Genomic DNA, 23,155 nt, shown 5'->3' with positions numbered 1-23,155 from the left:
CCCGATCCTGCCACCGAGGTACGACAAAACCTCAATGGGGCGAGTGCAGATACTCGGTGACGAACGCCCCGATGGCGTCGGCCAGCAGCTGGACGGCGATGGCGGCGACGAGCAGGCCGGCGATGCGGGTGACCACCTCGATGCCACTGGGCCGCAGGATGCGCACCAGGATGCCGGAGAAGCGCAGCACCAGGTAGACGATGGCCATGACGGCCACGATGCCCAAAGAAATAGCGACATATCCAGAAACATTCGACGCCTGCCGCACGAACAGCATCGTGGCCACGATCGCACCGGGGCCCGCCAGCAGCGGGGTGCCGAGGGGGACGAGCGCGACGTTGGAGGTGGCCTCCTGGCGGGGGTCGTCGGTCTTGCCGGTGAGCAGCTCGAGCGCGACGAGGAGCAGGAGCAGGCCGCCCGCGCCCTGCAGGGCGGGAAGGTCGATGTGCAGGTACGTGAGGATCTGCCGCCCCACGAGCGCGAACGCCACGATGACGCCGAGCGCGAGCAGCACGGCCTGCAGGGCGGCGCGGTTGCGGTGCTTCGCCGCCATCGATCCGGTGAGGGCGAGGAAGATCGGCACGGCGCCCGGCGGGTCGAGGATGACCAGCAGGGTCACGAATACTTCGCCGAAGAGCTTGAGATCCACTCCCGGATTGTCGTGGTGTGCCTACATAGACCGGAAACCAGGGTCTTGACGGCACCGGGCGGCGCCCCTACGTTGCCCATCAACAGCAAGGTTTCCTTACAGTCATGGAGGGTTCATGGGCAGACGCTCCGTCCTGGCCGGGTTGGCGGTGTCGCTCACGCTCGCGTCACTGGCGATCGTGCCCGGCACCGCCTCGGCGCACAGCGCGTCGCATCAGGACCAGTACAAGCGCGTCGGGTACTTCATCCAGTGGGGCATCTACGGCCGCCAGTACTACGTCAAGAACCTCGAGACGAGCGGGCAGGCCAAGAACCTGACCCACATCAACTACGCCTTCGGCAACGTCGACGCGACCGGCAAGTGCGTCTCCGCCGACCCGTGGGCCGACTACCAGCGTCCGGTCTCCGCCGAGGAGAGCGTCGACGGTGTCGCGGACGCGCCGGGCCAGGCGCTGAACGGCAACTTCAACCAGCTGCGCAAGCTGAAGCTCAAGCACCCCGGGCTGAAGGTCATGCTGTCGCTCGGCGGCTGGACGCTGTCGGCGAACTTCTCCGACGCCGTGCTGACCGACGCGTCGCGCAAGGCACTCGTGAAGTCGTGCATCGACACGTTCTGGTCGACCGGGGTCTTCGACGGCTTCGACTTCGACTGGGAGTGGCCGGGCTCCGAGGGCAACCCGGGCAACGTGATCCGCCCCGAGGACAAGCAGAACTTCACGCTCATGGTCGCCGAGTTCCGCAAGCAGCTCGGCAAGAAGGCCACCCTGACCGCGTTCCTGCCGGCGAACCCGGCGAAGATCGACGCGGGCTTCGAGGTCAACAAGATCTTCAAGTACCTCGACTTCGGCACCATCCAGGGTTATGACTTCCACGGTACGTGGGAGCCCACCACCAACCAGCAGTCCGCGCTGTTCGTCCCGCGCGGCGCGCCGACCACGCCGGACTTCAGCGGTGCCACCACGCTGAAGGCCTGGACCGACCGCGGTGCCCCGAAGAAGGCCCTCGTCCTGGGCATCCCGTACTACGGCCAGGGCTGGACCGGCATCACCAGCACCGCCAACCACGGCCTCTTCCAGCCCGCGACCGGCCCCGCGCCGGCCACCTGGGCCGCCGGCAACGAGGACTACAAGGTCCTCGCCACGCTGCCGCAGCAGGGGTACAAGGTGTACCGCGACCTCCTCTCGGGCCACGCGTGGCTGTTCAACGGCACCACGTTCTGGACCTTCGACGACCAGCTCACGGTCGCCCAGAAGTCGCTGTACGTCCGGCTCAACGGCTACGGCGGCGCGATGGTCTGGTCGCTGGACGGCGACGACGCCAGCGGCACGCTGACCAAGACGATCGGCACCGTCCTGAAGTAACACCCGAAAGCACCACGAATGGCAACACCACGAACAACCTGGGCCGCCTTCAAGGACGAAGGCGGCCCAGGTGCGTCTCGATCCCGTCCAGCACCCGTTCGAGGCCGAAGGAGTACGCGCGCACCGGGTCGCCCGCGCCGTACTCCTCCCCCGCCGCCTGCCCGACCCGCGCCGCCGTCGGGAAGCGCGCCGGGTCGAGGACCTCGCCGAGCAGCGGCGCGTAGGCCGCCCACCACTGCTCCTCGCTCATCCCCGTGCTGTGTTCGGCCTGGTCCGCCTGTACGGCCGCGCGCACGGCACCCGCGACGTAGTTGAGCACGAGTCCGAGGAGCAGGTCGGCGTCGACGTCCGGCACGGTGCAGGACTCGAAGGCCCGCAGCTCGAAGTCGTACTTCGCGATCACGTTCGGGCCCAGGACGGGCCGGCTCGTGGCCACCTGCAGGAGCCACGGGTGCCGCCGGTACAACTGCCAGTTCGACGAGGCGATCTCGACGAGCCGCTCGCGCCACCCCGCGGCCGTGAACGCCGGACGGACGGCCTCGGCGCTGACCGTGTCGACCATGACGTCGAGCAGCTCCGCCTTGCTGGGGACATAGGTGTACAGCGACATCGCCGTCACCCCGAGCTGCTCGGCGACGCGCCGCATGGAGACGGCGGTGAGACCCTCGGCGTCGGCGAGCGCGATCGCGGCCGCGGTGACGTCCCCGACGGTGAACTTCGCCTTCGGGCCCCGCCGCGACGGCGCCGCGGTGCCCCACAGCAGCTCGATGCTGCGTCTGGGATCGCCGGCGCCGCTGTACTCCGTGGTCACGCCGCCACCTCCACTGCGCTCCGGCGCCGGCCCGACCCGAACCTGCCACATGACGACCGGGCCGAGCCGCTTCGCTGCCCGGTCACCCGACCACACCGGACCCGGTCGCGGCCGCCACGATCCGCTCGAACACCTCGGGTGCCGTGGTGCGGGCGCCGAGGCGGACGGTCTTGTTGGTGCCGTGGTAGTCGCTGGAGCCGGTGACGACCAACCCGAGCCGGTCGGCGATCGCCCGCATGTGCGCGCGCTCGGCCGGGGTGTGGTCGGTGTGGTCGGCTTCCACCCCGAAGAGCCCTTCGCCGGCCATCTCCTCGATCGCCACGTCGGGGACAACCGGGCCGCGGATGCTGGCCCGCGGATGGGCGAAGACCGGCACGCCGCCGGCCCCGAGCACCAGCCGGATGGCGTCGAAGACGTCGAGGTCCTCCTTGCCCACCCGGTACCGGTGACCGAGCCACTCGGGAAGGAACGCCTCCGACACCGTGTCGACGAGTCCCCGGCGCATCAACGCCTGCGCGAGGTGCGGACGGCCCACCGTGCCGCCGCCGGCGTGCTCGAGGACCTCGGCCCACGTCACGTCGATGCCGTCGGCGCGCATCAGGTGCACCATGCGCTCCGCGCGGGTCTCGCGGGACGCCCGGATGCGGGCCATCTCCCCCGCCAGGGCCGGCTCGGCCGGGTCGAACAGGTACGCCAGCAGGTGCAGCGAGATCGGCCACGGCCCGCCGTGCCACCGGCACGACAGCTCGGCGCCTGGCACGAGCGTGAGCCCGGGCGGGCGGGCGGCGATCGCGGCGGCCCACCCGGAGGTCGTGTCGTGGTCGGTCAGCGCGACGACGTCGAGCCCGGCGGCGGCCGCCTCGGCGACCAGCCCGGCCGGGCTCGACGTGCCGTCACTGGCGGTCGAGTGACAGTGAAGATCGATCCGCACCCAACAAGGTTAGAGCAGTTCGATCAGCACGACGCCGTCGCTTTCGACGTTGAGCGGCTCGGAGAAGCCGGCCGCCCCGGTCGGGGTGATCACGCGGAACTTGCCCCCGCTGTCGACCACGAACGTCGTGGCGTTCATCCACACCGTCTTCGTGGTGACGGGCAGGGTCCAGGTCTTCACCGCTGCCGCCACCGTCGCCGCGTCGAAGACCTTCGTCAGGTCCAGCATCGCGACCTGCTTGAGGCCGTCGACCGGGTACGCGAGCCAGTGCCCGTCCGGGGAGACCCGGCCGCCGGCCTTCGCCGCCACCGGCAGCCCGCACCGCCGCTGCGCGACCCTGAACGGCTGGTCCAGGGTCAGCATCGCCAGGCACATGCGCTCGTCCTTGTCGCCGGGCTTCACCTCGGCGTAGACGCTCTTCGTCCCGGGGTCGACGCCGAAGATCCGCACGACGTTGGCGTCCCACGACTGGGTGTAGTCGCGGCCCGAGAACCAGACGTCGTAGCCGGCGCCCTCCTCGCGGCCGAGGAGCAGGTCGGAGCCGACGAACCCGACCGCGACCGCGGTCTCCGGCACGTCCGCCGTCACCTGCCCGGTCAGCTGCTGCTTCTTGCTCTTGTCGTCAGTGGTGGTGCGCGTGGCGACGGTGACCTTGCCCTCCTGCGCCCACGCGACCTTGTCGCCGCCCTTCGCGACGGCGATGTTCGACGCCTTCTTCACCAGGACCTGCTGCTTGTCGTGGTCGTCCTGGAGCACCAGCTGCTTGTCGCCGTCGGCCTCGGTGTTGACGACCAGGTAGCCGTCCTTCGCCTTGTACGCGGCGGCGACGGTGCCGTTGTCGGGCAGCTTGAGCCGCACCGTGGTGGACGGCTGCGCGTCCCCGTCGATCGCGGGGACCTCCTTGCCCACGGCCGGCGGCGCGGTCTGCGTGGTGAGGGGGGGCTGCGGCTGCGAGCTCTGCGGGTCGTGGTCGCCCTGCGCGACCGGCGCCGAGGGCGAGCCCTGGCCGACCACGTGGAACGTGGCGATGGCGGCGACCGCCATGACGACGAACGCGGCGAACCCGGACGCGGCGACGCGCCGGCGCCGGCGGACCCGCCCGGCGTTGCGGATGGCGACGTCGGCGATGCCGTTCAGCGACGTCGGCGGCGCGGTGCCCGCCTTCGCCTTGAACGCCTCGCGAAGCGCATCTTCGATCATGGTCACGTCACCAGTCCCACTTCCACCGGCCCGGAGGTCTCCACCAGAACGGCCTCGCGTCCGGACATGTCGCACTCGTCTTCGGGTGCGGGCTGCTCCTTCGGCACGTCTTTCTCTGCCTGTGCGGTTTTCGCCACGTTCGCGGTCAGGGCGGACATCTTGGCGTTCGCCGTGGATCTTGCCGTCGCGGACACCGCCGCGTTCGCCGTGGCGGGCGTCGCCGGCCTGAGCCGCACCGTCGGCGGTCTCGCCGGCCTTGCGGCGGGCTCGATGCCCTCCGCGCTGAGCCGCTGGCGCAGCGTGGCGAGCGCCCGGGACGCCTGGCTCTTCACCGTGCCGACCGACACGCCGAGCAGGCGGGCCGTCTCCGCCTCCGACTGGTCCTCGTAGAAGCGCAGGACCAGCACGGCGCGCTGCCGGTTCGGCAGCTCCCGGACGTGCCGCCACAGGGCGTCACGCTCCAGGCTCTCCTCGACCCGGTCCGCGGCGACGGACTCCGGCAGGATCTCGGTGGGGCGTTCGCCGTGCCACCGGCGCCGCCACCAGCTCGTGGAGGTGTTGACCAGGACCCGGCGGGCGTAGGGCTCGACGGCCTCGATGTGGCCGAGTCGCTTCCACGCCAGGTAGGTCTTGGTCAATGCGATCTGCAGCAGGTCCTCGGCGGTCGCCCAGTCCCCGGCGAGCAGGTACGCGGTGCGCAGCAGCGCACTGGACCTGGTCTCGACGAAATCACGGAAGTCTTCCTCACGGAACCCCGCCTCGTCCGGCACCGCCGCTCCCTCCCCCGCTCCGCCCACCAGGCAAGACGCGATGGAGGGGCGGCACGGTTGCAACCCCGGAGAAAAAGTTTCTAGGTTCCGTCGTCCTCGACGCCGGCGGCACGGCCCAGGCGGGCCTCGACGGCCTCCGGCTCGTACATCTCCTCGACGATGCGCAGGTAGAGCTCATTCGGGTTGGGCAGGTTGCGGATGTTTCGCAGCGCCTGGTCCTGACCGGCGGACTCCAGCTCGAAGTGCCCGTAGCCGAACATGCGGCCGGTCAGCGACTGCACGTATTTCATGTCGGTGACCCGCAGCAGCGGCATCATGGCGACATTGCGGGTGAAGATCCCGGAGACCACCATCACCCGTTTGTTGGTGAGGATGAATCGGTCATACCACCAGTCAGCGACCCGCCACGCGCAGTAGAGGATCACGACGGCCCAGATGACCAGGACGACGGTGCGCAACTGCGTCTGGTTGTGCTTGGTCAGCCAGCCCGCGATGTAGCCCATCGCGATCGTGGCGGCCACGGCGATCCCGCCCTCCTTGGCGAGCTGGATCCAGTGCCGCTTCCACTCGCCGCGGAACTTCTCGGTCGGGAAGAGATAGCGGGCCGCGTGCCGGCTGGCCTCTTCGTCGAGGGGCGCCATGCGGCTGCCGGGCGGCACGGAAGGGCCGGCGTCGCCACCGCCGCCGCGCAGGCCGGAGAACTCGTCCTCGGTGAAGGTCGGCGGGCCTTCCTCGACGTAATAGTCGCCGCGGTCGTAACCGCCGAGGGTGGCCGACTGGGCGCCGTCGCTGTAGGGGTCGTGGTCGGCATAGTCGGCGGGGCCGGGATTCGCGGGCCGGGCCCGCGGGATCGGCTCGGTGTCGCGATCTTCCCAGCGACGTGCACCCGGTTCTTCGGCGGAAGGCTCAGGCCCGGTTGACATCGCAGTCAGGCGACCAGACTGGAGAAGAAGTCCCCGAAACCGGTGGCGATGTCCATGATGCCGCCGCCGATGGACTTGAAGACCTCGGCCGCCGACTGCGGCCGATATGCCACAAAGAAGATGAGGAAAGCAATGCTTCCCCAGGTGAGGACCTTTTTGACCATTGCCGTCAATCCCCTCCCCACGGCGTCGTGCACGTGCACCGCGGCGAACTCAGCGTATCAGTTGCGCGGCACACGGTGAATGTATGGCGCGCCGACATCGACCCCATCGACTAAGGGTCGATCCTAGTCGTGAACTTCTACGCCTTGCCGTGAAGATACGGCGACGGCGCGCCGTAGACGAGATGGGTTGGCACATCGTCGGCGAGATCGTGCAGGTCGAGCTCCTCCTCCAGGAGGTAGCCCGCGGCGGCCGGCCACGTGACGACGTAGAGCCACACGCCCATCGCCTCACCGACGTAGGCGCAGCGGTCCTCGGGCGACTTCGCCATCCACAGCGGCGTCGGCCAGCCGGCGGCGCGGACCTTGGCGTGCGCGGTGGTGGTGGCGATGTCGCCGTCGAAGAACGGGCCGGGGTCGGTGCCGGGGATGCCGGCGAAGCGGGTGCCCAGGCCGATGCCGGGCTCCTCCGCGATGATCACGCAGTCGGCGGGCCCGTGCTCGACCGGACCGGGGCCGCTGCACGCGACGGCCGTGGCGCGCACGCCGGAGCGCTCGTCGCCGACCCAGCCGACGCCGGTCACGGTCCAGCCGGTCGGCAGCGGCCACGGGCACCACAACGGGGTGGGCCGCCGCTCACCGGCGCGCTGCGCCGCGGCGATCAGCCTGGCCTTCGCCGCCTCGACGATCTCCGGTCCGATGTGCTGCGCGACGTGCAGCGGCAGCACTTCGCCGTCCTCATCGCACCTCCACTCGGAGTGCATGAGGTCCGGTGACCGCACCGGGCCGCCACAACGGGGACAGCTGACTGCGACGCCCATGTACCCACGGTAATGGGTCCTATGGGCTGTTGTCGCCGTACGCCCGGATCCAGGTGTGCATCGCGATCCCGCTGGCGACTCCGGCGTTGATCGACCGGGTCGAGCCGTACTGCGCGATGGAATACACGGCAGCACATGCCTTCCGGGCAGGTTCCGAGAGGCCAGGGCCCTCCTGACCGAACAGCAGCACGCACCGGCGGGGCAGCTCGGCCCGCTCCAGCGGCAGCGCGCCCGGCAGGTTGTCGATCCCGATCACCGGCAGGTCCTGCGCGACCGCCCAGTCAAGGAACTCCTCGACCGTCGGATGGTGCCGGACATGTTGATAGCGGTCAGTGACCATCGCGCCGCGCTTGTTCCACCGGCGGCGGCCCACGATGTGCACCTCGGCGGCGAGGAACGCGTTGGCGTTGCGCACGACCGTGCCGATGTTGAGGTCGTGCTGCCAGTTCTCGATGGCGACGTGGAACGTGTGCCGGCGGCGGTCGAGGTCGGCGACGATCGCGTCGAGCCGCCAGTACCGGTAGCGGTCCACGACATTGCGCCGGTCACCGGCCGCGAGCAGCTCAGGGTCGTAGTGGGGACCGGCCGGCCAGTCGCCGTCCCACGGCCCCACGCCGATGTCGTCGTCGTTGTGCATCTACCGTGAATCCCCGGGCCGACACTCATTCACCCTGTGGCGCTCACCCGATACGCTACGTTCCTTGCAATCGCAGACCCGGAGGGGATTGCCGAAAATGGTCAAGAAGGTCCTCACCTGGGGAGGCATTGCCTTCCTCATCTTCTTCGTCGCGTATCGGCCGCAGTCAGCGGCCGAGGTGGTCAAGTCCATCGGCGGCGCCCTGATGGACATCGCCGGCGGCTTCGGTGACTTCTTCGCGAGCCTGTTCGGCTGAGCCGTCCGGCTTCGGCCGCAGCAGCAGCCGGCGGGTCCAGCGCACCGGCGTGACCTTCTCCAGGGGCAGGAAGCACGCCATCGCCACCTGGTGCGGGACGAACGAGATCGTGATCAGGCAGAAGGTCACGAGGTGGAAGGCGTAGAAGCCGGCGACGACCGCGGCGCGCACCTTCGGCTTCACCACGAACACCAGTGGGCTGAGCAGCTCGAAGCCCACGATGCCGATCTGGCTGGCCGTGGTGAAGCCGGGGATGCCGAGCAGCCAGTGCGCGAGCACGGTGCCGCGGCGGATGAACGCCCTGGTCAGGGTGGCGCCGGTCAACCATTCCAGCCCGCCGAAGCGCAGCTTGGCGAGCGAGGACAGGAAGTACGTGCAGACGACGCCGATCTGGGTGAGCCGCAGCGCCCAGCCGCCGGCCTCGGTGAGCTCCTTGTCGCCGTGCCTGGCGCGGCCCGCGGCCGGCAGCACGGCGAGCGCGACCAGCAGGCCGAATCTGTCGTGGTCGATCTTGCCGTAGCTCATCGCGACGATCATGTACTCGAGGTACAGGACGAACACGCTCCAGCCGAGGAGCCGGTGCGCGCGGCCGGTCGCGGCGGCGAGGCTCAACGGGATCAGCGCCCAGTAGATCGTGCCGACGACCAGCGGGGTGGGCGTGGGCAGCGGCAGCACCTCGCCGACGACGAGCGGCTGGTACAGGTTGCCGGGCAGGTCGCCGTGGCTCTTGATCCAGGCGCTGAAGAAGACCACGTCGAGGGCGACGAAGACGTAGACCAGGGTGCGGAAAGCGGCGATGCGCCCCTTCGGCACCGGCTCGAAGAGCCAGTCGCGCAGCTTGGTCACGGCCTTGTGGCTCATGATTTCCACCTGGCGAGCACGACCTCGGTGATCACGCCGGTCGGCTGCGCGTTGCGCAGGTGGTGCTGGACCTCGACGATGTCGACCTCCACGAGGGGCGGCTTGCCCGGGTTGCGGGCGGCGTAGGCGTCCTGGACCGAGCGCAGCAGGCTGGGGTCCGCCTTGAACCGGTCGATCTGCGCCTCGATCTCGGCCCGGCGCACCCCGGCGTTGCGCTCGTCGAGCACGATCCGCTTGCCGGTGGTGTCGACCCCGTCGGTGCGCAGCACCAGGACCGGCTCATTGGGCTTGTCGGCGATCGCGAACATCTGGAACGGCGCGAACGGGAACCAGAAGTCGTTGCCGACGAGCGTGCCGGCGAAGGTCAGCACGACGACCACCAGCGTGACCGCCACCCGCGTCACGCGCCCCCGCGTGCTCAACCGTTCCATCGGCGCCAGACTTTACCGTCCGCCGTCTCGCACTCCAGACGCCCACTACGCTGTGTAGTGAGACCATCGGCACAGTCCGTAGTGCTTGCGCTCAATTTTCGTCTCATTTCTATAACTGTGATCTGCGTCTCTATACGGAGCGTGGCCTTCGCGACCAAGATACTGATCACACAGCGTGGGCGGCGGGCGCCAGGGAGGGCCCCGCCGCTCACTGCGTTTTTGTCACACTCGGCTGAATTTCCCGTCCGTACCCGGCATGCTTGCAGACCCCACAACGACGAGGGAGTCGCTGATGCAGTTCGGCCGGTATTTCGAGGAGTTCGAGGTCGGCGCCGTCTACCGGCACTGGCCCGGCAAGACGGTCACCGAGTCGGACGACCACCTGTTCTGCCTGCTGACGATGAACCATCATCCGCTGCACCTCGACGTCCACTACGCGGAGACGTCGACGCATTTCCAGCGCAACGTCGTCGTCGGCAACTACGTCTATTCGATTCTGCTCGGCATGTCGGTGCCCGACGTGTCCGGTAAGGCGATCGCCAATCTCGAGGTCGAGTCCCTGCGGCATACCGCGCCGACCTTCCACGGTGACACCATCTACGGCGAGACCACGGTGCTCGACAAGCGCGAGTCGGAGTCCAAGGACGACCGCGGCGTGGTCACGGTGCAGACCAAGGGCTACAAGCAGGACGGCACGCTGATCTGCGTCTTCCGGCGCAAGGTCATGGTGCCGAAGAAGTCCCACGCGGGGCCGGAGATGCCGAGCTTCCCGGAGCCGCGCGAATGACGCTCGTTTAGGAGGACGGCAGTGGGGTTGCTGCGCAGGCTGCTGGGGCGCGAGCCGGCATGGGTCGAGCGCTGGGCCGTGTATCCCGGCGAGATCGGCGCCGGGCTGGCGATGTACAACATCGACCTCGGCGCCGTCGAGGCGGCTCCCGTGGCGCGGCTGCCGCAGCGCTTCGACGTCGAGTTCACCTACACCGGTGACGGCGCCAGCGGCATGCCCGCCGAGTCCGAGCTGGGCGCCATCCACGCGCTCGACGAGGCCGTGCGGCAGGCGCTGCGCGGCGCCCGCGGGGCGATGGTCGGCCGGGTGGTGACCGCCAACACCGGGCGCATCACCGGCTACCTGCCCGAAGGCGCGGCCGCGCCGGCGCTGCCGGACATCCCCGAGCTGTCCGCCACCGGCAGGCTCGAGCCGGACCCGGGCTGGAGCAGGGTCCGCGAGGAGCTCACCCCCAACGGCTGGCAGCGCAACATCATGGAGGACAACCAGGTCGTCCAGGAACTGGAGGGCCACGGCGACCGGCTCAGCCAGCCGCGGCCGGTCGAGTTCCTCGCGTACTTCCCCGACACCGACCGCGCCGAGGCGGCCGCGCAGGAGCTGCGCGACCTCGGGTTCGCGGTGACCGTCGAGCGCGGCGACGAGGCCGATTTCGTGCTGCAGGCGATCCGGCGGGACGCGGTCGAGCCGCCGGCGCTGCACGAGGTCACCTGGGAGGTGCGCGGCGTCGTCGAGCGCCACGACGGCGCCTATGACGGCTGGGGCTGCATGGTGCAGGCCTGACCGCTCTTGTGTGCGTTTGCGGCTTCTGTACGGCGGCCGGGTGTGTTGGAGGCCAGCCGGATGAGAAGGTTTGCCCAGCCCACCCGACCGGCGACCGCCGACGCGTCCTCTACTGGCGGTGCAGAGCCAGCGCCAATTCCCTGCCGATCTCGTTGACGAACTCCCGCTCGGCGAGCAGGATCTCCACCCCGCCGAGCCGGATCACGCCGGGCCGCCACGCGGTGCGGCCGACGCTGGCCGCGACGTCCATCAGCCACTCGCCGTAGGCGAGCGCGACGTCCGCGCCCAGCCGGGCGGCCAGCATCCGCACGGCCGCGCCACACTCCGCGAGGACACCCTCGCGGTCCAGCGGCTCGGTGCCCGTGACCTGCTCGTGCTCGGCGAAGATCGCCGCCACGACGCCCCGGACGAGCAGCGCCCGGGAGCGCTGGCCCGCCGCGATGGCCTCGACCCCGGCGACGGCGTCGACATTGTCGTCCCCGGCGCTGGCGACGACGAGGACGTGGCGGGGCAGCCGGACGAGCCGGTCCCACTCGTGCCTGTGCAGCGGCAGATCGACCCCGGCGCTGGGCTGGCTCGGTGTGGGCTGGCTCGACATGGCGTACCTCCCACTCGCGAGCGTATGCCGAAAAGCCCGGCTCAGCCGCAAATCTCCGGGTTTGCCCCCTTACCCGCCGCGCTCCCGGCTCAGCCGTGAGGTGGGCTCCCGGGTCAGCGTCCCGCTCGGGCGGGGTGGTTCGGCGGCAGCGCGCAGGCGGCGGTCCCGCCGGGCATGCGGTGCCGGTTGCGGGCGACCCACCGGTACACCGGCCACGCCAACGCCGAAACGAGCCGCAACCCCAACAGTGCGCCCAGCGGGCGCCACAGGAACCGCCCGGCCGCTCCGGGCACCGAGCGCAGCATGTCGGCGATCGCGACCGGGCCCGCGGTGGGCGCGCGACCGGCGGTCACCCACTGCACGGCGGCGCCCGCCTCGTCCTCGGTGACGCCGAGCTCGTCGAGGTCGGCGAACTGCCACGCCACGACATGCGCGGCCGGCCTGATACGCCGCTCGATGAACCGGGCGCATGATGAGCAGAACGCGCAGTCACCGTCGAAGACGAACGTCGGCCGATCCATGTCCTCCATCATGGATCACGCGCCGGCCCACGCCATCGTGAGCCCTGCCACCGGTTGGGAATGCCCGTAAGGGGTACGTGGTTATGACGGTGCGTACCCGACCGCCCGAAAGGATCGGACAGACATGGCAACCGTTGAACTGACCGCCGAAAACTTCGCCGAGAAGGTCGGCGGCGAGGGCATCACCCTCGTCGACTTCTGGGCCGAGTGGTGCGGGCCGTGTCGTGCCTTCGCCCCCACGTTCGAAAAGGTCTCGGAGAACAACCCGGACCTGATCTTCGGCAAGGTGGACACGGAGGCGCAGCAGGAGCTCGCGATGGAGTTCCAGATCCGCTCCATCCCCACGCTGATGATCGTGCGTGACGGCGTCGCGGTGTTCTCCCAGCCGGGCATGCTGCGCGAGCAGCAGCTCGAGTCGCTGATCCAGCAGGTCCGCGACCTCGACATGGACGAGGTGCGGGCGCAGATCGCCGAGCACGCCGCCAAGCACGACGCGCCCGCCAAGGCGGCGCCGGCGGCCAAGGCCGAGACGAGCAAGACCGAGGCGGCGAAGGCCGACACGAGCAAGACCGAGACCGCCGAGGCGGAGACCGCGAAGGAGCCTGAGGCCAAGCCCGCGGGCGTCACGGAGCGCGAGAACGCTGTGGGCGAATCCGTCGAGGCGTAGCTTGCGATTCGTTCGTACACGTGTTCGAATTGGCGTGTGCGATGGGACAACCTGAAGGCGACTGGCGGTCCCGGCACCGGTGACGCCGGGCCAGTGCGAGCGCTTCCGCTCGCACTGCCCGGGGCCGTCGCCCGCACCTTCGACACCCCCGAGTTCCGCGGTGTCACGTTCTATGAGGTGCAGGCAAAGTCCCTGATCAACCGGGTGCCGGGCCAGTCACGTGTGCCGTTCGAGTGGACGATCAACCCCTACCGCGGGTGCTCGCACGCGTGTGTCTACTGCCTCGCCGGCGACACCGCGATCCTCATGGCCGACGGCACCACCCGGCCACTCGCCGACCTGCGCCCCGGCGACGACATCATCGGCACGGTCCGTGACGGACGGTTGCGACGCTATGTCACGACGAAGGTCCTCGCGCACTGGTCGACCGTCAAGCCCGCGCACCGCGTCACCCTCCACGACGGCACCACCCTCGTCGCGTCCGGCGACCACCGGTTCCTGTCCGACCGCGGCTGGAAGCACGTCACCGGCGCCCGGCACGGCCGCGCCCGCCGGCCGCACCTGACCACCGCCAACCGGCTCACCGGCTTCGGCGCCTTCCCCGAGCGTCCCCGGGTGACCCCGGGTTACCGGCGGGGCTACCTGTGCGGGTTCGTCCACGGTGACGGGCACGTCGGCCCGGTCGCGCCCGCCGCGCTGCGCCGGGCCAGGGCCTACGCGACCGCCTGCGGCGGGCTGCACGCGATGGCCGCCGATGACCGGGAGTTCGCCGGCGCCAGCGTCCGCGACACGAGCGCCGTCATCGACTGGCCCGAGGTCCCCACCCGCGCGTGGCGGCAGGGGTTCGTCGCCGGTCTGTTCGACGCCGCCGGCGACATGTCCGGCGAGCTGCCCGCCTTCGACCTGGTCGACAAGGTGGTCGTCGACTGGCTCGTCGAGTGCCTGACGGTCCTCGGCTTCGCCACTGTCACCGAGGGCACGCTGACCAGGATCCTCGGCGGGGTGCGGGAGCGGCTGCGCTTCGGGCTGATGTTCGCCCCGGCCACCCCCACCGGCACCGTCGCCGGCGAGCTCGTCCGCGGCGACGAGAGCCTGCGGGTGACCGCGATCGAACCGCTCGGCGTCGACGTGCCCATGTTCGACATCACGACCGGCACGGGCGACTTCATCGCGGGCGGCGTGGTCAGCCACAACTGCTTCGCCCGCAACACCCACACCTATCTCGACCTCGACGCCGGCCACGACTTCGACTCGCAGATCGTGGTCAAGGTCAACGCCGGCGAGGTGCTGCGCCGCGAGCTCTCCGCCCCCTCGTGGACCCCCAGGCACCTGGCGATGGGCTCCAACGTCGACTGTTACCAGCGCGCCGAGGGCCGCTACCAGCTGATGCGCGACATCCTCGCCGCGCTCCGCGACCACGCCAACCCGTTCTCCATCCTCACCAAGGGCACGCTCATCGCCCGCGACCTCGACCTGCTGACCCAGGCCGCGCAGGTGACGACCGTCGGCGTCTCGATGTCGATCGGCTTCGTCGACGAGCCGCTGTGGCGCTCCGTCGAGCCCGGCACCCCCAGCCCCCGCCGCCGCCTCGACGTGGTGCGCCGCCTCGCCGACGCGGGCTTCGCCGTCGGCGTCCTCATGGCGCCGATCCTGCCCGGCCTCACCGACACCGCCGAGTCGATCGACACCACCGTCGCCGCCCTCGCGGCCGCGGGCGCCGCCAGCGTCGTCCCCCTGGCCCTGCACCTGCGCCCGGGCGCCCGCGAGTGGTACCAGGCCTGGCTCGCCCGCGAGCACCCCCACCTCGCCCCCCGCTACCGCCAGCTCTACGGCGACGGCGCCTACGCCGGCCAGGCCTACCAGCGCGAGGTCGCCGCCCGCGTCCGCCTCGCCTGCCGCCGTCACGGCCTGCCCACCGGCGACACCAGCACCACCCGCCGGCTTTCCGCCGCCCCGTCCCCACCCCCCGCCGACACCTTGCCGCTGCCCTTCCCCCCGACCACCACCGGCGCTTCGACCATCACCGGCGCCCCGCCCATCGCCAGCGCCCCGCCGGCCGGCGGCCCGCCCATCGCCGGCGCCCCGGCACCCAGATCCACCAGCGCACCGCCCAACAGCTCCACCAGCGGCCCGGCGACCAGCCCCACCACCGCCCCACCCAACAAGCTCACCGGCAGCCGGGCGACCACCGCCACCCCGCCGCGGCCCACCACTCGCACCCCGCCCGACAGATCCGCCGGCGGGTCGGCGACCACCACCGTGGCCTTGCCACTGCCCATCCGTCCGACCGCTGCCGAAACGCAGGTGAAGAGCACCACGCCACAGCCAGCTGCTGTGGTCGACCCAGCACCGCCGAACAGGCCCACCGGCCGGGCGGTGACCACCGCCACGCCCTTACCGCTGCCCGTCGGCCCGACAGCCACCAACCCGCAGGCAGGGAGCGTTACACCGCAGCCGGGCACGGGCGACACGGCCCCACCGCCGCCGCCCACGCACACCTCGACCGGCTCAGCAGCAAGGAACGCCACACCACAGCCGACCGCGGGCGACACGGCCCCACCGCCGCCGCCCACGCACACCTCGACCGGCTCACCGGCAAGGAACGCCACACCGCAGCCGGGCGCGGGCGACACGGCCCCACCGCCGCCGCCCACGCACACCTCGACCGGCTCACCAGCAAGGAACGCCACACCACAGTCGAGCGCCACCGGCGACCCAGCACCACCGCTCACTCACACCTCCACCGGCCCGCCGGGCAGCAGGTCTGCACGCGAGCCTGCGACCACCCCTGAGCCGCTGCCGCTGCCCATCAGCTCAACCTCCGCCGAAGCGCAGGTGAGGAGCACCCCGCGGCAGCCGGCGGCGATGGGCGGCCCAGCCCCGGCGGACAGGACCACCGGCGGGCCGGCGACCACCACCGAGCCGTTGTCGGCACCGGTCGTGGAAGGGGGCCGGGCGGGGGTGGTGGAGGTGGGTGAGCAGCTGTCGTTGCTGTGATCGGCGGTCAGGAAACGGTCAGCTAGCGTGCATAAGCTCGGTTGTATGCGTGCTCGTGCCGGTGACTTCCTGGTGCTCCTCGCGCCGACCCTCGTGGTCGGCGTGTTGGTGCCGGTGGTGACCAGAGACGACCCGGCCGCGTACGTGCCGGTGCTCCTGGTGTTGCTGATCGTCGCGACGATCGGGATCGCGTTCGGGTTGATTCTCCTGGCGCACACGACGCGAGGGCCGTCGACGTTTGCGATCGTGGTGTGGCAGGAGCAGGCGGCGTTCAGGGTGCAGCCGAACTTCCGGCGGCAGTGCGTGTTCTACGGGGTGCTGGGCGCGGCGCTGGTGCTGATGGCGTTCAACGGGTTCCGGGTCGGGCACCTGTCGGTGCTGCGCGCCATGTCGTACGGGATCATCGTCCTGACCACGCTGTTCCTGCTGGTGTTGTCGGTCAGGATGCTGCGCAGCGGCCCGCTCGTGCTGACCTCGGAAGGGCTGGCGATCGACGGGGGGCGCTCGTTCGTGCCGTGGGACGCCCTGGGCGCCAGGTCGGAGTCCGGCGCGTGGGCGGTCGGCAGCCCCGAACTGGTGCGGGGGCGGCGGGTGCGGGAGTTCCGGCCCGGCGAGGACGTGCCGCTCGAGGTGTCGCTGTACTTCCTGACCAGGGTCATCGACCTGTACGTCCGGCAGCCTGAGCGGCGCGCGGCGATCGGCACGCCCGAGGAGCTGGAGCGGCTCCGGGGCGCGCTCACCCGGCAGGTCACCTGACCGCAGGGCCGCCGTGGGGCACGGTGGAGCTGTGCGGAGACCGGTCCGGCGCGTCGCGTGCACGGTCGCGGCCGCCGGGTTCCTGTATTACCTGGTCCCGCTGCGCCTGATGCGCACCGCGGGCGACTGGGCGCAGGCCGGCGGTGCCGTGGTGCTGCTCGCGGTGCTGGTCGTGGTGTTCCGGCGGCAGCTGCTCCGGCAGGTCCGCAGCGGCGGGCGGACCGCCGCGCACCTGGAGGCGCTGGTGAATCTGCTGGTCGTCACCGTGTTGTCGTTCTCGCTGGTGTACGTGCTGCTCGCCGGCCACGAGGGGCAGTTCACCGGGCTCGCCACGAGGACCGACGCGCTGTACTTCACGCTGTCGACGCTCGCGACGGTCGGCTACGGCGACGTGCACGCGGTGGGGCAGGCGGCCCGGATCGTGGTCATCGCGCAGATCCTGTTCAACCTCGTCTACGTCGGCGCCGCCGTCACCGTCCTCGGCGGTGTGGTCCGCCGCAGGATCGGCGACGCCGGCGCCGGCGCGGGCGGCGAGGCCGATCGGGTGATGCCGGGCGGAGACGGGAGTGGCTAGCGTTTTGGCCATGAGCGCGCCACGTCGCAATCCGTCGAACTGGTTGTGGGTCGCGGTCCCGCCCGGGGTGACGCTGCTCGCGGGTGCGTCGCTGCTGGCGCTCGCAGGGCCGGAGGGCAGCTCGGTGCTGGGGCCGTTCGTGCTGGCCAACGCGGTCGTGCACGGCACCAACTTCGCCGTCAACGAGCTGCGCCGGCGGGACGAGGCGCCGGCGCGACCCGGGTGGGAGCTCCACCGGCCGTTCCGCGAGGCGTGCGCGCGGGTCGGGCGGGTGTTCGCGGTCGGGTCGGTGGTGCTCGTCTGGGCGCTGCTCGCGGACGTCGGGCCGGTCGGCGCCGTGCTCGCGCTCGGCGCTGCGACGGCCATGTACGTGTCCGGCGCAAGGGGCCTCCTGCGGCTGGTGCGCGGCACGCCCTCGGTGCGGCTCACGGGCGACGGCGTGCAGGTCGGCGGCCGCTCGTACACCTGGAGCAGCATCGAACGGGTCGAGCTCAACGGCAACCGGGCGCAGCCCAGGGTCGACCTGCTCGTCGCGGGGCGGTCGCGGCCGGTGACGGTGCGGCCGGAGGACGTGGACGGCAGTCTGCTGTTCCTGATGGACCTGATCGGCTACTACGTGGCGCATCCGGAGCGCCGGGCGGCCGTCGGCGAGCCGGGTGAGGCGGTGCGGGTGCATGCGCTGCTGCTCGACGCGCGACTGGCGGCAGGACTGACCGGCGGACCGACGCCCATCGCCGCGGCGTGAGCCGCCGGCAGGGCCCGTGGCCGACCCCCATCGCCGCGGCGTGAGCCGTCAGCGGGAACAGGGCGGCCGGCGCCCATCGCCGCGCGTGCATCGCCGCGCGCTACGGTCGAGGCATGCGCAGCGCTGAGCAGATCCTGCGGGAGTCGGCCACGATCGCCGTCGTCGGGGCGTCGCGGGACCCGCGGAAGACCGCCCACTCGGTGCCGCTGGCGATCCAGCGGCGCGGCTGGCGGATCATCCCCGTGAACCCCTTCGCGGACCAGATCTTCGGGGTCCGCGCGTATCGCAGCCTCGCCGACATCCCTGAGCCGGTCGACTTCGTGAACGTCTTCCGCCCGTCCGCCGACGCGACGCAGGTCGTGAAGGACGCGATCGCGATCGGCGCGCCGGCGGTCTGGCTGCAGCAGGACATCGTCTCGCCCGAGGGGCGCGCCCTGGCCGAGGCCGCCGGCGTCGACTACGTCGAGGACACGTGCATCGCCGTGGTGCGCGCCGTGCACGCGATCAGCGGACCCCGTACTCCTTGAGCAGCCCCCGGCTGATGATCGTCTTCTGGATCTCGCTGGTGCCCTCGCCGATGAGCAGAAAGGGCGCCTCGCGCATGAGGCGCTCGATCTCGTACTCCTTGGAGTAGCCGTAGCCGCCGTGGATGCGGAAGGACTCCTGCACGACCTCGGCGCAGTACTCGCTGGCCAGGAGCTTCGCCATGCCGGCCTCGACGTCGTTGCGCTGGCCGGCGTCCTTGAGCCGGGCGGCGTTGACCATCAGCGCGTGCGCCGCCTCGATCTTCGTGGCCATCTCGGCGAGCTTGAACGCGATCGCCTGGTGCTTGACCAGCTGCGCGCCGAACGTCTGGCGCTGCTGCGCGTACGCGATAGCCAGCTCGAACGCGCGGATCGAGATGCCGCACGCGCGGGCCGCGACGTTGACCCGGCCGACCTCGATGCCGTCCATCATCTGGTAGAAGCCGCGGCCTGCCTTGTCGGCGCCGCCGAGCACCGCACTGCCGGGCACCCGGACGTTGTCGAGGACCATCTCGGTCGTCTCGACGCCCTTGTACCCCATCTTCTCGATCTTGCCGGGGATGGTGAGGCCGGGCAGCGCCTCGTTCTCGCCGAAGCCGGGGGTCTTCTCCAGCAGGAACGTGGTCATGTTCCCGTACACCGAGTCGGCGCCCAGGTCGGTCTTGACCAGGGTGGCGACGACGGAGGAGTACGCGCCGTTGGTCAGCCACATCTTCTGGCCGTTGATGACATAGTCGGCGCCGTCCGGGACGGCCTTGGTGCGGATGGCGGCGACGTCGGACCCGCAGCCGGGCTCAGACATCGAGAACGCGCCGCGCACCTCGCCGGCGGCCATCCGTGGCAGGAGGCTCGCCTTCTGCTCCGCCGAGCCGTGCTGCGCCACCAGGTAGGCGACGATGAAGTGCGTGTTGACGATGCCCGACACCGACATCCAGCCGCGCGACAGCTGCTCCACGACCAGGGCGTATGTCAGCAGCGACTCGCCGAGACCGCCGTGCTCCTCGGGGATGGTGAGGCCGAACAGGCCCATCTCGCGCATGCCGTCGACGATGTCCGCCGGGTAGACGTCGTCGTGCTCCAGGTGCTGGGCGTGCGGGATGATCTCCTTGTCGACGAACTCCCGCACCGTCTCCAGAATCGACTGCTGCACATCGGTCAGACCGGGCGTCTGGGCGAGGCGGGCCATTGATCGACCTCCATTGGTCAGCGTCCTGCTTGTTACCGGCAGGTATGGAGGGAAGTATTCCGGCTCGGCCTAGCCCAGGCCAACGTGAGCAGCCCACACACCCCTGTGAAATGGTTCTCAGGTGGCCTACAACAAGATGGCGATCGCTGCCCTGGTCTGCGCGGTCCTGGTGCCGCCCTTCGGGATCCTGATGGGGCACATCGCGTGGGCGCAGACGGGCCGCACCGGCCAGCGCGGGCACGGGCTCGCGCTGGCGGCGCTGGTGATCGGCTACGTGGAGCTGCTGGTGCTCTGCGGCATCCCGATCGTGACGCTCGGCTTCTGACGCCGGTGTGACGCCTCCGGCGCCCGGGTCACCGGTACTGGGCCTCGCGGACGCTGTTGCCACCGTCGATCACGAGCATCTGTCCGGTGATGTACGAGGCGCCGGGCGAGCACAGGAAGGCGATCGTCGCGGCCACCTCCTCGGGGGTCCCGGGGCGGCCCATCGGCGTGCCGAAGCCCTGCTTGAGCTCGACCAGCGTCGACGCGCCGGTGTGGATGATGCCGGGGGCGACCGCGTTGACGGTGATGCCGTCGGCGACGAGCTCCATGGCGAGGGCGCGGGTGAGACCGACGACGCCGGCCTTCGCGGCCGCGTAGCCCGCCTCGGCGGGCAGGGCGTTGACCGGGCCGGCGGTGGCGGCGAGGTTCACGATGCGGCCCCAGCCGTGCTCGGCCATGCCGCCGACGAACGCCCGGCTGACCAGGAACGCGGTGGTGAGGTTGCGGTCGATCTCGGCGCGCCACTCCTCGTAGGTGAGCTGCGCGACGGGGCGCAGCACCTCGGGGCTGGCCTTACTGGCCAGGCCGGCGTTGTTGACGAGGATGTCGACGGTGCCGACCTGGTCGACGATCGCGTCGGCCAGCGCGCCGACCTCGGCCTCGACGGTGAGGTCGGCGACGAAGCCGGTGACGCCGAGCTCGGTGGCCCGGTCGTGGATGCGCCGGGTGGTGGAGACGATGGCGACCGCCGCGCCCATCGCCTTCAGCCGGCGGGCGGTGGCGTAGCCGATGCCGTCCGGGCTGCCGGCGCCGGTGACCAGCGCGACACGGCCGTCGAGGCGGTCGATCGCCGCGCCCTCGTCCTCCGCAACCGGCTCCTCGGCGAGCTCAGGCCCGGACGACGGGACGGCCCGCAGGGTGCGGCGGGCCGAGGAAGGGCGGCTCGCGTCGCGCCGGTTGCCTTTGCCCGCGGGGCCGGTGGAACGTAGGTCGGGTGCCATAGGGCAAATCCTGCCTGCCCGAGCCGCTCCCGGGCAATGCGACACGGATTTCTCAGGCCGCCGGGTTGCCCGGGGCGTGCCCGACCACGCGCGCGGGTCGCTCAGGCGGGCGGCGTGAACGACGTCGTGCGGGACATGCCGGCGGCGCGGCCCTTCGCGGAGATGACCAGGGCCATCTTGCGGGACGCCTCGTCGATCATCTCGTCGCCGAGCATGACGGCGCCGAGCTTGCCGCCGGCCTCCGAGGTGTAGTGCTCGTAGGCGTCGAGGATGAGCTCGGCGTGGTCGTAGTCGTCCTGGGCGGGCGAGTAGACCTCGTTGGCCGCGTCGATCTGCCCGGGGTGCAGCACCCACTTGCCGTCGAAGCCGAGCGCCGCGCTGCGGGTCGCCACCTCGCGGAACGCGTCGACGTCCCTGATCTGCAGGAACGGGCCGTCGATCGCCTGGAGGTCGTGCATCCGCGCGGCCATCAGGATGCGCATGAGGATGTAGTGGTACGGGTCGCCCGGGTACCCGGGGATGAGGCCGCCGACGACGAGCGACTTCATGTTGATCGACGCCATGAAGTCGGCCGGGCCGAAGATGATCGTCTCGATCCGCGGGGAGGCGGCCGCGATCGCGTCGACGTTGACGAGGCCGGCCGCGTTCTCGATCTGCGCCTCGATGCCGATCCTGCCGACCTCGAGCCCCATCGTCTTCTCGATCTGGGTGAGGGTCAGGTCCAGCCACTCGACCTGCGCCGCCGACTGGACCTTCGGCAGCATGATGCAGTCCAGGTTTTCGCCGGCGCCCTCGACGACCTCGATGACGTCGCGGTACGTCCACGGCGTGGTCAGGTCGTTGACCCGCACGACCCTGGTCTTGCCGCCCCAGTCGCCGTCGTTGAGCGCGGCCACGATGTTCTTGCGCGCGTCGGGCTTCGCCAGCGGCGCGACGGCGTCCTCGAGGTCGAGGAACACCTGGTCGGCGGGGAGCCCCTGGGCCTTGTCGAGCATCTTGACGCTCGAGCCGGGGACGGCGAGGCAGGACCGGCGTGGGCGCATGGCGGTGCTCCTTAGGCTTCATTAAGGGGACCTTCGCCACGGTAGCCTCGTCGCGTGATGGCACAGAATGCACCTGTGGGAGATCTCACCGGCCGCACGGTGGTGATCACCGGTGCCAGCTCCGGGATCGGCCTGGCGGCCGCGGTCGACATGGCCCGGCGCGGCGCGCACGTCGTCCTCGTCGGCCGCGACCCGGACCGGCTGAACGCGGCGGTCGCCCAGGTGGCCGCCGCCGGTGGGCGCACTCCCCCGGCGTACCGGGCCGACTTCAGCCGCCTCGACGACGTGCACGTGCTGGTGGATCAGCTGCGCCAGCGGTACCAGCGGATCGACGCCCTCGCGAACAACGCCGGCGGTGTGGTCGCCGGGCACGCCCGCACCGTCGACGGCTTCGAGCCGACCATCCAGTCCAACCACCTGGCCGGGTTCCTGCTGAGCCACCTCCTGCGCGAGCAGCTGCGCAGCGGCCGGATCGTCAACACCGCCTCCGCCGCCCACTCGATGGGCGCGATCGACCCCGCCGACCTGCGGGGGGACCGCAAGGCGGGGATGTGGAAGCGGTACGGCGCGGCGAAGCAGGCCAACATCCTCTTCGCCGCGGAGGCGGCCCGGCGGTGGCCCGACATCATGTCGGCGAGCTACCACCCGGGCTTCGTGCGCAGCCGATTCGGCGCCGGCGTCGGGGTGAACCTGATGTCGAAGGTGACACCGTTCGCGAAGACGCCCGAGCAGGGCGCGGACACGCTCGTCTGGCTGGTGGCGACGCCCCGGCCGCAGCTCGTCTCTGGCGGCTACTACGAGAAGCGCAAGCTGATCAGGCCCAACGCGGCCACCGAGGACCCCCGGCTGGCGGCGCAGCTGTGGGACGCGAGCCTGGCCGCGGTCGGCTTCTGACGCCGCT

Annotated in this window: 26 protein-coding genes and 1 pseudogene; 11 read left to right on the top strand and 16 right to left on the bottom strand. The window is 70.9% G+C overall.

Going from position 1 to position 23,155, the window contains the following annotated elements; genetic code table 11:
* Nucleotides 1-31: 31 nt before the first annotated feature.
* Nucleotides 32-649 carry a MarC family protein gene (locus AB0I21_RS33305; protein ID WP_360567126.1) on the bottom strand — a complete coding sequence of 206 codons (618 nt, stop codon included), beginning with the start codon at nucleotides 647-649 and terminating at the stop codon, nucleotides 32-34.
* 115 nt (nucleotides 650-764) lie between these two features.
* On the opposite strand from AB0I21_RS33305, the gene AB0I21_RS33300 reads away from it, so the two are divergent.
* The gene (locus AB0I21_RS33300) at nucleotides 765-2,009 is read left to right on the top strand and encodes a glycoside hydrolase family 18 protein (protein WP_360567125.1); all 1,245 of its coding nucleotides are present in this window, start codon (nucleotides 765-767) and stop codon (nucleotides 2,007-2,009) included.
* Nucleotides 2,010-2,058: 49 nt separating this feature from the next.
* On the opposite strand, the gene AB0I21_RS33295 is transcribed toward AB0I21_RS33300, so the two are convergent.
* The 10 genes from AB0I21_RS33295 to AB0I21_RS33250 all read right to left on the bottom strand — a co-directional run bounded on the left by AB0I21_RS33295 (nucleotide 2,059) and on the right by AB0I21_RS33250 (nucleotide 9,784).
* Complete coding sequence (locus tag AB0I21_RS33295; protein ID WP_360567124.1) at nucleotides 2,059-2,820, bottom strand: TetR/AcrR family transcriptional regulator; 762 nt, start codon at nucleotides 2,818-2,820, stop codon at nucleotides 2,059-2,061.
* Nucleotides 2,821-2,902: 82 nt separating this feature from the next.
* Nucleotides 2,903-3,751, bottom strand: a complete 849-nt coding sequence (locus tag AB0I21_RS33290) for a PHP domain-containing protein (RefSeq protein WP_360567122.1) — start codon at nucleotides 3,749-3,751, stop codon at nucleotides 2,903-2,905.
* 9 nt (nucleotides 3,752-3,760) lie between these two features.
* Nucleotides 3,761-4,951, bottom strand: a complete 1,191-nt coding sequence (locus tag AB0I21_RS33285) for a hypothetical protein (RefSeq protein ID WP_360567121.1) — start codon at nucleotides 4,949-4,951, stop codon at nucleotides 3,761-3,763.
* Nucleotides 4,952-4,953: 2 nt separating this feature from the next.
* Nucleotides 4,954-5,721: a SigE family RNA polymerase sigma factor gene (locus tag AB0I21_RS33280; protein ID WP_344512176.1), complete on the bottom strand. Its 768-nt coding sequence runs from the start codon at nucleotides 5,719-5,721 to the stop codon at nucleotides 4,954-4,956.
* Between the two features lie 80 nt (nucleotides 5,722-5,801).
* Complete coding sequence (locus tag AB0I21_RS33275; protein WP_344512174.1) at nucleotides 5,802-6,644, bottom strand: PH domain-containing protein; 843 nt, start codon at nucleotides 6,642-6,644, stop codon at nucleotides 5,802-5,804.
* 5 nt (nucleotides 6,645-6,649) lie between these two features.
* Entirely contained in the window at nucleotides 6,650-6,847 is a 198-nt protein-coding gene (locus AB0I21_RS33270) for a hypothetical protein (protein WP_344512265.1), read from the bottom strand.
* Nucleotides 6,848-6,945: 98 nt separating this feature from the next.
* Entirely contained in the window at nucleotides 6,946-7,626 is a 681-nt protein-coding gene (locus tag AB0I21_RS33265; protein WP_360567118.1) for a DUF6758 family protein, read from the bottom strand.
* A 19-nt stretch (nucleotides 7,627-7,645) separates the two neighbouring features.
* Complete coding sequence (locus AB0I21_RS33260) at nucleotides 7,646-8,263, bottom strand: RNA methyltransferase (RefSeq protein ID WP_344512171.1); 618 nt, start codon at nucleotides 8,261-8,263, stop codon at nucleotides 7,646-7,648.
* A gap of 166 nt (nucleotides 8,264-8,429) precedes the next feature.
* Nucleotides 8,430-9,380, bottom strand: coding sequence for an MFS transporter permease (locus tag AB0I21_RS33255; protein ID WP_360567116.1), 951 nt, complete (start codon nucleotides 9,378-9,380; stop codon nucleotides 8,430-8,432).
* A complete protein-coding gene (locus tag AB0I21_RS33250) occupies nucleotides 9,377-9,784 on the bottom strand; it encodes a hypothetical protein (protein WP_354901445.1) in 408 nt (135 codons plus the stop codon). Before AB0I21_RS33250 ends, AB0I21_RS33255 begins: the two co-directional genes overlap by 4 nt.
* A gap of 319 nt (nucleotides 9,785-10,103) precedes the next feature.
* Between AB0I21_RS33250 and AB0I21_RS33245 the strand changes: the two genes are divergently transcribed.
* A complete protein-coding gene (locus AB0I21_RS33245; protein WP_344512166.1) occupies nucleotides 10,104-10,598 on the top strand; it encodes a MaoC family dehydratase in 495 nt (164 codons plus the stop codon).
* A gap of 21 nt (nucleotides 10,599-10,619) precedes the next feature.
* On the top strand, nucleotides 10,620-11,378 hold the full coding sequence (locus AB0I21_RS33240; RefSeq protein ID WP_360567114.1) for a DUF695 domain-containing protein: 759 nt from the start codon (nucleotides 10,620-10,622) through the stop codon (nucleotides 11,376-11,378).
* 109 nt (nucleotides 11,379-11,487) lie between these two features.
* Here AB0I21_RS33240 and AB0I21_RS33235 read toward each other — a convergent pair whose 3' ends face one another.
* Together AB0I21_RS33235 and AB0I21_RS33230 are read right to left on the bottom strand one after the other, a co-directional pair.
* Nucleotides 11,488-11,976 carry a hypothetical protein gene (locus AB0I21_RS33235; RefSeq protein WP_360567113.1) on the bottom strand — a complete coding sequence of 163 codons (489 nt, stop codon included), beginning with the start codon at nucleotides 11,974-11,976 and terminating at the stop codon, nucleotides 11,488-11,490.
* Nucleotides 11,977-12,089: 113 nt separating this feature from the next.
* Entirely contained in the window at nucleotides 12,090-12,497 is a 408-nt protein-coding gene (locus AB0I21_RS33230; RefSeq protein ID WP_360567111.1) for a DCC1-like thiol-disulfide oxidoreductase family protein, read from the bottom strand.
* Nucleotides 12,498-12,621: 124 nt separating this feature from the next.
* Here AB0I21_RS33230 and trxA point away from each other — a divergent pair.
* From trxA to AB0I21_RS33200, 6 genes and pseudogenes are all read left to right on the top strand, one after another.
* Nucleotides 12,622-12,975, top strand: a pseudogene (gene trxA, locus AB0I21_RS33225) (thioredoxin); the annotation flags it as partial.
* 225 nt (nucleotides 12,976-13,200) lie between these two features.
* Nucleotides 13,201-16,161 carry an intein-containing Rv2578c family radical SAM protein gene (locus AB0I21_RS33220; RefSeq protein WP_360567109.1) on the top strand — a complete coding sequence of 987 codons (2,961 nt, stop codon included), beginning with the start codon at nucleotides 13,201-13,203 and terminating at the stop codon, nucleotides 16,159-16,161.
* 45 nt (nucleotides 16,162-16,206) lie between these two features.
* Complete coding sequence (locus tag AB0I21_RS33215; protein ID WP_360567108.1) at nucleotides 16,207-16,917, top strand: hypothetical protein; 711 nt, start codon at nucleotides 16,207-16,209, stop codon at nucleotides 16,915-16,917.
* 31 nt (nucleotides 16,918-16,948) lie between these two features.
* Entirely contained in the window at nucleotides 16,949-17,491 is a 543-nt protein-coding gene (locus AB0I21_RS33210) for a potassium channel family protein (protein WP_360567106.1), read from the top strand.
* A 10-nt stretch (nucleotides 17,492-17,501) separates the two neighbouring features.
* Complete coding sequence (locus AB0I21_RS33205) at nucleotides 17,502-18,236, top strand: hypothetical protein (RefSeq protein ID WP_360567104.1); 735 nt, start codon at nucleotides 17,502-17,504, stop codon at nucleotides 18,234-18,236.
* Between the two features lie 113 nt (nucleotides 18,237-18,349).
* Entirely contained in the window at nucleotides 18,350-18,763 is a 414-nt protein-coding gene (locus AB0I21_RS33200; protein ID WP_360567103.1) for a CoA-binding protein, read from the top strand.
* Here the strand turns inward: AB0I21_RS33200 and AB0I21_RS33195 are convergent.
* Nucleotides 18,741-19,946, bottom strand: coding sequence for an acyl-CoA dehydrogenase family protein (locus AB0I21_RS33195; protein WP_360567101.1), 1,206 nt, complete (start codon nucleotides 19,944-19,946; stop codon nucleotides 18,741-18,743). The two genes, AB0I21_RS33200 and AB0I21_RS33195, sit on opposite strands and share 23 nt — an antisense overlap.
* A 121-nt stretch (nucleotides 19,947-20,067) precedes the next feature.
* On the opposite strand from AB0I21_RS33195, the gene AB0I21_RS33190 reads away from it, so the two are divergent.
* Complete coding sequence (locus AB0I21_RS33190) at nucleotides 20,068-20,271, top strand: DUF4190 domain-containing protein (RefSeq protein WP_360567099.1); 204 nt, start codon at nucleotides 20,068-20,070, stop codon at nucleotides 20,269-20,271.
* 28 nt (nucleotides 20,272-20,299) lie between these two features.
* Here AB0I21_RS33190 and AB0I21_RS33185 read toward each other — a convergent pair whose 3' ends face one another.
* Nucleotides 20,300-21,211, bottom strand: coding sequence for an SDR family NAD(P)-dependent oxidoreductase (locus AB0I21_RS33185; RefSeq protein WP_360567097.1), 912 nt, complete (start codon nucleotides 21,209-21,211; stop codon nucleotides 20,300-20,302).
* 101 nt (nucleotides 21,212-21,312) lie between these two features.
* Nucleotides 21,313-22,254, bottom strand: a complete 942-nt coding sequence (locus tag AB0I21_RS33180; protein WP_360567095.1) for a CoA ester lyase — start codon at nucleotides 22,252-22,254, stop codon at nucleotides 21,313-21,315.
* 75 nt (nucleotides 22,255-22,329) lie between these two features.
* Here AB0I21_RS33180 and AB0I21_RS33175 point away from each other — a divergent pair, with 75 nt between their 5' ends.
* On the top strand, nucleotides 22,330-23,148 hold the full coding sequence (locus AB0I21_RS33175; RefSeq protein ID WP_344512141.1) for an SDR family NAD(P)-dependent oxidoreductase: 819 nt from the start codon (nucleotides 22,330-22,332) through the stop codon (nucleotides 23,146-23,148).
* Nucleotides 23,149-23,155: the final 7 nt, after the last annotated feature.

Source organism: Dactylosporangium sp. NPDC050588, from assembly GCF_040654975.1.
Classification (GTDB): domain Bacteria; phylum Actinomycetota; class Actinomycetes; order Mycobacteriales; family Micromonosporaceae; genus Dactylosporangium; species Dactylosporangium maewongense.
The sequence above is the reverse complement of the archived record's forward strand: the minus strand, read 5'-3'. Positions and strand labels throughout refer to the sequence as shown.

Coding starts and splice junctions, on each gene's coding strand:
- AB0I21_RS33255 (WP_360567116.1), bottom strand. CDS start 9,380: ATGAGCCACAAGGCCGTGACCAAGCTGCGCGACTGGCTCTTCGAGCCG.
- AB0I21_RS33200 (WP_360567103.1), top strand. CDS start 18,350: ATGCGCAGCGCTGAGCAGATCCTGCGGGAGTCGGCCACGATCGCCGTC.
- AB0I21_RS33275 (WP_344512174.1), bottom strand. CDS start 6,644: ATGTCAACCGGGCCTGAGCCTTCCGCCGAAGAACCGGGTGCACGTCGC.
- AB0I21_RS33260 (WP_344512171.1), bottom strand. CDS start 8,263: ATGCACAACGACGACGACATCGGCGTGGGGCCGTGGGACGGCGACTGG.
- AB0I21_RS33265 (WP_360567118.1), bottom strand. CDS start 7,626: ATGGGCGTCGCAGTCAGCTGTCCCCGTTGTGGCGGCCCGGTGCGGTCA.
- AB0I21_RS33300 (WP_360567125.1), top strand. CDS start 765: ATGGGCAGACGCTCCGTCCTGGCCGGGTTGGCGGTGTCGCTCACGCTC.
- AB0I21_RS33230 (WP_360567111.1), bottom strand. CDS start 12,497: ATGGATCGGCCGACGTTCGTCTTCGACGGTGACTGCGCGTTCTGCTCA.
- AB0I21_RS33180 (WP_360567095.1), bottom strand. CDS start 22,254: ATGCGCCCACGCCGGTCCTGCCTCGCCGTCCCCGGCTCGAGCGTCAAG.
- AB0I21_RS33235 (WP_360567113.1), bottom strand. CDS start 11,976: ATGTCGAGCCAGCCCACACCGAGCCAGCCCAGCGCCGGGGTCGATCTG.
- AB0I21_RS33215 (WP_360567108.1), top strand. CDS start 16,207: ATGCGTGCTCGTGCCGGTGACTTCCTGGTGCTCCTCGCGCCGACCCTC.
- AB0I21_RS33285 (WP_360567121.1), bottom strand. CDS start 4,951: ATGATCGAAGATGCGCTTCGCGAGGCGTTCAAGGCGAAGGCGGGCACC.
- AB0I21_RS33205 (WP_360567104.1), top strand. CDS start 17,502: ATGAGCGCGCCACGTCGCAATCCGTCGAACTGGTTGTGGGTCGCGGTC.
- AB0I21_RS33195 (WP_360567101.1), bottom strand. CDS start 19,946: ATGGCCCGCCTCGCCCAGACGCCCGGTCTGACCGATGTGCAGCAGTCG.
- AB0I21_RS33185 (WP_360567097.1), bottom strand. CDS start 21,211: ATGGCACCCGACCTACGTTCCACCGGCCCCGCGGGCAAAGGCAACCGG.
- AB0I21_RS33245 (WP_344512166.1), top strand. CDS start 10,104: ATGCAGTTCGGCCGGTATTTCGAGGAGTTCGAGGTCGGCGCCGTCTAC.